Source organism: Candidatus Pantoea formicae, assembly GCF_011752625.1.
GTDB classification, from domain to species: Bacteria; Pseudomonadota; Gammaproteobacteria; order Enterobacterales; family Enterobacteriaceae; genus Pantoea; species Pantoea formicae.
Genome location: NZ_VWXD01000022.1, coordinates 20,030 through 27,628 on the forward strand (window position 1 = coordinate 20,030; position 7,599 = coordinate 27,628).

General features: G+C 47.2%; 11 protein-coding genes. 8 read left to right on the forward strand and 3 right to left on the reverse strand.

The window, feature by feature from the left end; all coding sequences use genetic code 11:
* Positions 1–293: 293 nt before the first annotated feature.
* Together F3J38_RS27310 and F3J38_RS27315 are read right to left on the reverse strand one after the other, a co-directional pair.
* Positions 294–515, reverse strand: coding sequence for a hypothetical protein (locus F3J38_RS27310; RefSeq protein WP_100700155.1), 222 nt, complete (start codon positions 513–515; stop codon positions 294–296).
* 319 nt (positions 516–834) lie between these two features.
* On the reverse strand, positions 835–1,749 hold the full coding sequence (locus tag F3J38_RS27315) for a DMT family transporter (RefSeq protein WP_167144410.1): 915 nt from the start codon (positions 1,747–1,749) through the stop codon (positions 835–837).
* 66 nt (positions 1,750–1,815) lie between these two features.
* Here F3J38_RS27315 and F3J38_RS27320 point away from each other — a divergent pair, with 66 nt between their 5' ends.
* From F3J38_RS27320 to F3J38_RS27340, 5 genes are all read left to right on the forward strand, one after another.
* Positions 1,816–2,385, forward strand: coding sequence for a helix-turn-helix domain-containing protein (locus F3J38_RS27320; protein ID WP_167144412.1), 570 nt, complete (start codon positions 1,816–1,818; stop codon positions 2,383–2,385).
* Positions 2,386–2,960: 575 nt separating this feature from the next.
* A complete protein-coding gene (locus tag F3J38_RS27325; protein WP_167144414.1) occupies positions 2,961–3,425 on the forward strand; it encodes a hypothetical protein in 465 nt (154 codons plus the stop codon).
* Positions 3,426–4,055: 630 nt separating this feature from the next.
* Positions 4,056–4,310 carry a hypothetical protein gene (locus F3J38_RS27330; RefSeq protein ID WP_167144416.1) on the forward strand — a complete coding sequence of 85 codons (255 nt, stop codon included), beginning with the start codon at positions 4,056–4,058 and terminating at the stop codon, positions 4,308–4,310.
* A 44-nt stretch (positions 4,311–4,354) separates the two neighbouring features.
* The gene (locus F3J38_RS27335) at positions 4,355–4,597 is read left to right on the forward strand and encodes a hypothetical protein (RefSeq protein WP_240156086.1); all 243 of its coding nucleotides are present in this window, start codon (positions 4,355–4,357) and stop codon (positions 4,595–4,597) included.
* Positions 4,598–4,934: 337 nt separating this feature from the next.
* Complete coding sequence (locus tag F3J38_RS27340; RefSeq protein WP_167144418.1) at positions 4,935–5,471, forward strand: GNAT family N-acetyltransferase; 537 nt, start codon at positions 4,935–4,937, stop codon at positions 5,469–5,471.
* A 16-nt stretch (positions 5,472–5,487) separates the two neighbouring features.
* On the opposite strand, the gene F3J38_RS27345 is transcribed toward F3J38_RS27340, so the two are convergent.
* Positions 5,488–5,724: a hypothetical protein gene (locus F3J38_RS27345; protein ID WP_369411058.1), complete on the reverse strand. Its 237-nt coding sequence runs from the start codon at positions 5,722–5,724 to the stop codon at positions 5,488–5,490.
* Between the two features lie 462 nt (positions 5,725–6,186).
* On the opposite strand from F3J38_RS27345, the gene F3J38_RS27350 reads away from it, so the two are divergent.
* From F3J38_RS27350 to F3J38_RS28430, 3 genes are all read left to right on the forward strand, one after another.
* Positions 6,187–6,489: a hypothetical protein gene (locus F3J38_RS27350; protein WP_240156087.1), complete on the forward strand. Its 303-nt coding sequence runs from the start codon at positions 6,187–6,189 to the stop codon at positions 6,487–6,489.
* Positions 6,490–7,187: 698 nt separating this feature from the next.
* Entirely contained in the window at positions 7,188–7,388 is a 201-nt protein-coding gene (locus F3J38_RS27355; RefSeq protein WP_167144422.1) for a sigma factor-like helix-turn-helix DNA-binding protein, read from the forward strand.
* A gap of 33 nt (positions 7,389–7,421) precedes the next feature.
* On the forward strand, positions 7,422–7,599 hold a 178-nt coding region (locus F3J38_RS28430), incomplete at its 3' end, for a transposase (protein ID WP_369411060.1).

A 7,599-nucleotide genomic window follows, 5' to 3' on the forward strand; every position in this document is an offset into this window, starting at 1 on the left:
GTCACATAACCCTGCAGCCCGGTCCCGTGAAAAGTGCAACCGACGTGGATTGAGCCTCGTCCGGAGAGCACCTGAATCTGCCGGTGACCCCGGCAGAGGCCGGGCGCCAGCAGTCAGAAAAGTTAAGTGAACACTTCATAGATCGACTGGAAATCTATCGCAAAGAATCGTTGTGTTATCCGGGGAACGGCGTCCCCTTATATCAAAAGAAAGTTGATAATCAGTGTTAGTAGACATGGCTGACAGCGTTGTGTGAATTTACGCGCAGCAGTTCGGTTTAATACTGTTTTTGGTTATTTCTGGCTTTGCTGTGTGGATTTATCTTCTTTTTGTTTTTTATTGGCCACATGATGGCCTACTGCGCATCCTGCCGCTGCTCCTGCAACACCATGATGAGCGACATGACCTGCTACCCCCCCAACAACCGCACCTTTCACGCACCCCTTTGCTTCTGCCTGTGAACTGAATACCACAAGAAGGCTGGCGGCCAGTAAAGCTAATGATAATTTTTTCATGCTGTTACTCCTTTTAAATACTGGTATCTTCCAGTGCTAAAAAGCATAACCATAATTTTTATAGCAATTGTCCAACTGCATAAAAAAAAAAACTTAATTACCCCTGGAAACAACTCTCTTGGTTTTACCGTGCAGCAGCTACCTGCTCACTACCAGTTTTAATGTGTGGGGGCTGATCTTTTCCTTAAAAATTATTATGTCTTGATGTCAACAATTTCCGTTTTAGCACTCAGGAACCATCGGCAATCTCTAAGGCAGCTATGAGCGAATAACAGACATCCCTGTGTTAAGAGCATCAGAGATGTCTCTCGCACTGGTTTTAACTGGCTTCTTTTTTCTCTAAAAACGTAGGTCTTATTTCGCTTGTAATAACCCCGGCCACGATTAGCAGCGCACCTGCAAAAGCCAGAGCGGGCATTAATTCTCCGGCAAGCCAACCTATTACTCCAGCCCAGACAGGTTCACCGGCATAAATTATGGTTGCCTTGGTTGGTGAAACCGATTTCTGTGCCCAGTTCATCGCGAGTTGTATAAGGGCACTTGCCGCCGCCAGTCCGACCCCACAGATAAGCCAGTACCAGGAAAACTCAGGAAAACTCTCCCCATTTAAAGGCATCGTCATGAGTGACAGAGCGCCAGCAACGAATAACTGAACAACTGTGACTCTTCGGGTATCAACAGTTGAGGCGAAACGACTTATAAGAATTATTTCGGATGCGATAGCCAGTGCACCGAGAAGAGTAGCTATTTCACCTTTATTAAGTGAGATGCTTCCAGCCCCAGGGCCGGAAAGCAGAACGAGTCCGCTAAATGCCAGAACAATACCCGCCCAGCTCATGATATGAGGCGGTCTACGCAACACTACCCACTGGAGAAGCGGAACCATGGGTACATAAAGAGCGGTGATAAAGCCGGATTGGCTGCTAGGTATAGACTGAAGGCCCCATGTCTGGAGACCGTACCCCAGGAAGATAGCCACACCAATTAAACTACCGGCCTGAATCTCTTTAAATGTCATTCTTGACATGCAACGCCAGAAAACCATGGCGGTAAATAGGCTCGCAAGAAAGAACCGGAAACTGACGAAGAAAAAGGGGGGAGCATAAAGCATTGCAGTGTGAACTGTCAGGAATGTGCCGCCCCAGACCATGGTTACGCACACCAGTGCCAGTTCCTGTCTGTTCAACCCGTAGTGCTTTGATGGTGATTTAGAAGGGGGATTCGAGTTTTCCATATGATTTAAGTCGCTAAGTGTGGTGAAATATAATGCACAATTTTATTGGCGGGCATACTATCACCAATGAGCAATATATTGCACTTTAAACCTGAGCGTGAAAACGTCCTGAAGCACGTTGCAGATAACGTACGCAGTTTTCGCCTCGCGGCAGAACTGAGCCAGGCACAACTGGCTGAAGCTTCAGGTTTAAGCCGTAGAATGATCATCCATATCGAAACTGGTGAAAGTAATATCAGTCTGTCAAGTCTTGATAAAGTTGCTGACGGATTAGGCGTTAGTTTTTACCAGCTTGTGTCTGCTCCAGGGTGCAGTCCGGAGCGCTTAGAGACGCTTGCCTGGAAAGGAGAAAAAGAAAACAGCTTCGCAATGATGTTAGGGAATGTACCAGCTAAAAAAAATACCTCTTTGTGGCTGTGGGTCCTTGAACCGGGCGAGCGTTACACAGCAAACCCTGACCCAACAGGCTGGCACGAGATGATCTATGTTTTTGAAGGTTGCCTAATGCTTGGGCTTGAAAATGGTACTGAAATAATTGAAGCGGGTGACTTTAAAATTTTCAGTAGTGCTCAGTATTATTGGTATGAAGGAAATGCAGCGGTAAAAACAAAATTTATACGTAACGTTGTTTCCTGAGTCTCAATTCAGCATGTTAATCAAGTCACTAGCCGGGGTATGGTGGGGATTCATGCTGTAGGGATGTTGCTAGTTAAATGCTTGATGCAATTCACTCTAAATATTTGCTGAACAGAGCCCCCGTTGTTTCACACAGACTGTAGTTAGTTACTTCCGCTTTTGGCACTAAGCATCCGTTTGTTCGGCTATGCCATCCATCGATGGGAAAAAAGTTGGTGAAGTAAGGATGTCGGAAAAGACTAATCTCTAATCTTCGCCAAGTCAGCACATCGTTGGCACATTGCTTCCTAGGCATTTTCCTTAATCATTGGTGAGCCTGCTAAGTTTTATGAAAACTTTTACATGGAAACTGTCTATAGTTTCGGTGCGAATTTCTCTACATCAATAAAACTGCTTGATGGGAAGCCTTTCTCTGCTGAAAAAAAAGTTGAGATTAGTATGGAATTTGGTCTAATAATATTATTTAATGCTGCATGTCAATGACATACAATGGAGCTAGAATAATGAAGCTTGCAATAACAGTGCGCCTAATTCATGAGCGAATATGAATTTTAATCTTCCTATGAGGCGTAAAAATGATCCTACTTTTTTGGTTTGTAATTCCCATTTCGGCATGGGTAATCAATCTGTGTGCAGCATGTCATGTCATTGAGAAAAACTGCTTAACTAAAGGAGGTAATCCTCCTCCTACGGTTGGGCAGGCTCTCGTTAAGTACATTATTTTAACGGCAATTATGTTTGCAGTTTACTCAGGGCTTATGCTGCTGCTGGGACCTAAAATTGGTCAAGCAGTAATTGTTCTGACTGGAAAGTTGGGGCCAACCACACCCATTTGGATCTGTGGAGCCCTTGCAGCAACTTTCTTTATCTGGGAAATTTACAGACATAAATCAATTCCTTTTGCCCATTTGGCAAGCGGTGCCGAAGAAATTGGTTTTGGTGGATTAGCGATTAGCGTAATTGTGTGGACAGTGGCCATTCTCTTTACGGTAAGCTACATTTTCAGAAATTACGTTTGGAATAACAGCTTCTACTTTTGATAAATCTTGAAATTTTAAGCCCCTTTCGGGGCTTTTTTATTGGTCCCCTATTAAAATGGAATGATTACACATTAAATATTAAACGCGGTTTGAACCGTAAAAGCATCATTTTGAAAGCTAAGATCATTATCGCAGTCATTAAACCTTACCTGTGCGATGAGATGCGCATCCATGCCGATGGGCTGGAGAACGTCACCGTTACCTGCAGGCGCTCTGAATAAATCCCTGAGTTTGATTGCATGATGCGTGCCGCCCACGAGTTTGGACTAATGGACGGCGGGTATACCTGACGATCTCTGAATAGTTTGGCTGGCAGTTAATGGCACTAACCAGACCTTGATGAAGATTCACGCGCCCCTCCTGACCCCACACAGTCGTTTATCCCTAGACTGAAATGCATGCAACCACCCTCCGCCTGTCGGGCTGCGCCGTGACTTCACCTTAGCCGGACCGCTTCGTCCGCAAGGCAGGCTTCGCCTCATGACTCACCCGTTCCCCGCCGTTCGCGGGACATTCAGTCCGCTCAGGCGGCGCGTGCGGCTTCGTCCTTCGACCCTGCGTCCTGCGCCATAGCCCGGCTGCCGTGACGTCACGGCGCTGATGCCGTGCAACCTGCAGACCGGAGTAACCATGAATCAACCTCTCACCACTGGGCAGCTGGCCCAACAGCTGCTGCGCTTTGAACCCGATACACCCTGCGTGGTGCACCTGTGGGTAGCTGATGATTTCGAAGACGTGGCACCGGAGCTGACGCCCGACGATGTGCTGGCCACAATCGCGCTGGCCGACGCCTCGCTCGATGCGGATACGAGTCTCATCTGGTATTTCCTGCGCCACTGTGCCGACACCTTCCTTGCCGAACGGGTTGAAACAGACCACGCCTGATGATCAGAAAACAGGAGGCGGCGGGACAACCCGCCGGACAGGTAATGAGAGCAATGACCGCACGTGAATTCAGGGCGCGGCTGGATGCCTTGGCAAATGATGATCTGTGCTGCGGCACTTTCTGGTTGGCAGAGGACTTCCTCAGCATTAACCCGGCATTGACGCCGGATGAGATTGCGGCGGCCATGGAGTATGCCGAAGACCATCATGATGCAAACGAGGGATTTAACTGGTGGCATCTGGAGATGGCCATCGATGCCATTTTGTTGGAGGGGGAGGGAAAATAGCGCTGCCCGGAGTGCAGCTGCAGATCCTCTGATGTCGCCGGTCACGGCGGCATCACTGCAGGAATGAAAAAAGATACCCTCTTAACCTACAACATGTTTCTCAACCAAAAGGCATGTATATAACAGGGTTTATTGATCGTCCGATATGAGCGATTAGCAGAAGTTGAACATTGTTGTAGAGAACACTGAAATTGCTATATATCGGAGCGCGATATTGGTCCCCCTATATTTCAGTGAGAAGCTGTGAACTATGACAGACTATTGCACTTAGTTTTTTCCTGGATTAGGTTTGTCTGTTATAAGTTCGATACTTACAAAGTGATAGGGAGATTATTCGATGGTTTGGGAGTCTGAACGTTTATTATTCCGTTATACCACGCGTGAAGATCTGAACGATTTATTCAGAATTTATGGGAATCCTGAAACACATAGGTTCAACCCACGCGGACCCCATAAAAATATTGAATCTTCGCAACAGATGCTGGAAAGAACATTAAGCATATATGAAAAGCATGGTTTTGGTGATTGGACTATTTTTGAAAAATCCAATCCTAATCGGGTGATAGGATTCGGTGGCGTATTTTGCAGCCAGTTCGATGGAAGAAACACGAACAATCTGGGATACCGATTCGAACCTGATGCATGGGGTAAAGGTTATGCAACAGAGCTTTCCAGAAGGGCGTTACGCTTCGGATTTAATGAGATCGGGCTGGAGGAAATTGTGGGTGTAGTCAGAGAAGACCACTTTGCATCGCGGAAGGTATTGGAAAAATCGGGGCTTAATTTTTTAAAAAAGGTAGCAGACTTTGAAGGATTGCCACCCAGCCTCATGTTCCACATTACTCGAAATGATTGGATGGCTGCGCACTCCTGATTAATTCTTCAACTCACTACGCTTTGCCCATTTCTGGCGTTCCCTGGTGAAACACCAGTGTCCACTGGCCTTCATCCGAACACAGCCAGCTCGAGGAACGCAATGCGGGACAGCTGCCATCAATGTTAAACGTGCGGTAATGAAGTATGGCGCAGCCGCACCCCATTTCGGTGAGTCGAAAATCGCTACTGAGAATATGAGATGCAGTGTTCTCGCTCAACAAAGACGTAATGGTATCTGAACGGTCAACCATAACACCTGACCGGGTGATTTCCTGGAATTCAGGATGAAGAATCAGTTCAAGCCACTCCCGATCGTTTCGCCTGTCGCCGTGAAGGCTGCACTCAAGCCATCTGAGCTTCTCTAGAAGCATTCTGCTTATCCTCTAGTAATCAAGTCGGACGATCATATCAATCATAACAATTCTTATACAACTTCTGCTTTTGGCACAAAGCGGACCGTAAACCGGCGAATGTCCGATTTGAGCGATCTGTGGAGGTCAAAATCCTGGCGATAAGGATGTTTATCACATTAGACATAACATCCCTGTTGTGAACTGGTTGATGAGTCGCGCCCCATCAGGAATTCATCGTACCCCCACCAAAGCACACCTGCTCCTTCGAACACAGTCAGGCAAGCTCGCACTGACAGCTGAGTGGCGATACCTTACTCGTTAACGCCTGGCATATCTTTACGATACCGACCAGGTTCGGCTATGTTAAACCTGAAAGCAACACTGTTTCAGGAGGAAACCATGCCAGAGTACTGTTTTTTTAAAAAGGGCGATCATGTCAACGCGCTGGAGAGGAATGACACAGAAGGTGCCGCCTGTCTCCGTGACTGGGGATACACAAAGCAGTCTGAAGAGCTAAAAGCCGCGAATACACATTGCGCGCTGGCACATTTTCATGACATCCGTAATGAAGAGCAGGCCAGAGAACACGAATTTTCAACAGGAGCAGCTTTCTTGGCACTGATAGTCGGCGTGCTCGCAGTAGTGGACTGGTTTTTTCTTTAATTAACGAGTGGTTAATATATGGCAGATCATGTAACACTGAAAATTTTCGCCGCATTAGCCGCGATAGCGTCCATATGGATGGATCTCAGGCCGAAAAAAAGAAAACAGAATGCCGACCCGGTCATCGCAGAAGCTGATGAACGCGAACGACATACATGGCGCTATCCAAGATGGATTGTCCGAACGATACAATTTGTACTGGGCATCTGGCTGCTGTGGGAGGTGGTAATATTCATACTGAAGTAGCCACAGAATTTAACATTAAAGTGCTTTCGAACCCCTCCCCAGGACGCCTCAGCGCGATTCTGGCGCTAACGAAGCGTTTCCGGTACCTTTTTCCGGCCAAAATCCTGAATAACGGGCACGAGGATTACGGCGTATCTGAATAATTATGCGGTGAGATTTACTTTCCACCGATGAGTAATAGGAGATGCTGGAAACGTCTGCCTCTGGCACACTACAGCCTGTCTGCCAACTGAAGTTGATCGGATCTAATCTGACGCATATCTGTCAGCTTTTCTCAGTCACTGATTAATAGCCTCCTTCACTGCAACGCGAGAGCTGAAACCTGTTCCCGATTTAAGTACCCCAAAAAGTATATGGATTAGCTTGCACATAAGTAAGCGTCTTATCCAGACCGTCTTTTATTTTTTTCCGCGTTTCCTACCATGGACACTTTCGCGAACATGGACACTACCGTGGACAGAAACACGCCTTACACCAGAAGACCCTGGATTTTCACTGCACTCAGCCTGCGGTTTAACGACGCCCTGACTTACCGTGAAATCGCAGAGCAACTCAACATCAGTACTTCCGCTACACATAAAATGTTTACGCGTTTTCGCCGCACCGGCATTAACTGGCCACTGCCGGAGGAATACACGGCTGAGCGTCTGTAAGAAGAGCTCTACGCTTTCAATCTTGAGACAAATCTGCCGGTTAAAAAACGCCGTCCGGACTGGCCACTGGAGTTCAAAATCCGTATGGCGGATTTAACCCTGCAGCCGGGCGCCTGTGTGGCGCAAATTGCACGTGAGCATGGCATCAACGATAACCTGCTCTTCAACTGGCGGAATCTGCATCGTCAGGGACTGCTGGACCCTGCCAGCA

What these genes read in the sequence shown, in the direction of transcription:
- F3J38_RS27345 (WP_369411058.1), bottom strand. Translation starts at nt 5,724, where the DNA reads ATGGTTGACCGTTCAGATACCATTACGTCTTTGTTGAGCGAGAACACT.
- F3J38_RS27335 (WP_240156086.1), top strand. Translation starts at nt 4,355, where the DNA reads ATGAGAGCAATGACCGCACGTGAATTCAGGGCGCGGCTGGATGCCTTG.
- F3J38_RS27315 (WP_167144410.1), bottom strand. Translation starts at nt 1,749, where the DNA reads ATGGAAAACTCGAATCCCCCTTCTAAATCACCATCAAAGCACTACGGG.
- F3J38_RS27340 (WP_167144418.1), top strand. Translation starts at nt 4,935, where the DNA reads ATGGTTTGGGAGTCTGAACGTTTATTATTCCGTTATACCACGCGTGAA.
- F3J38_RS27350 (WP_240156087.1), top strand. Translation starts at nt 6,187, where the DNA reads ATGTTAAACCTGAAAGCAACACTGTTTCAGGAGGAAACCATGCCAGAG.
- F3J38_RS27330 (WP_167144416.1), top strand. Translation starts at nt 4,056, where the DNA reads ATGAATCAACCTCTCACCACTGGGCAGCTGGCCCAACAGCTGCTGCGC.
- F3J38_RS27325 (WP_167144414.1), top strand. Translation starts at nt 2,961, where the DNA reads ATGATCCTACTTTTTTGGTTTGTAATTCCCATTTCGGCATGGGTAATC.
- F3J38_RS27320 (WP_167144412.1), top strand. Translation starts at nt 1,816, where the DNA reads ATGAGCAATATATTGCACTTTAAACCTGAGCGTGAAAACGTCCTGAAG.
- F3J38_RS27310 (WP_100700155.1), bottom strand. Translation starts at nt 515, where the DNA reads ATGAAAAAATTATCATTAGCTTTACTGGCCGCCAGCCTTCTTGTGGTA.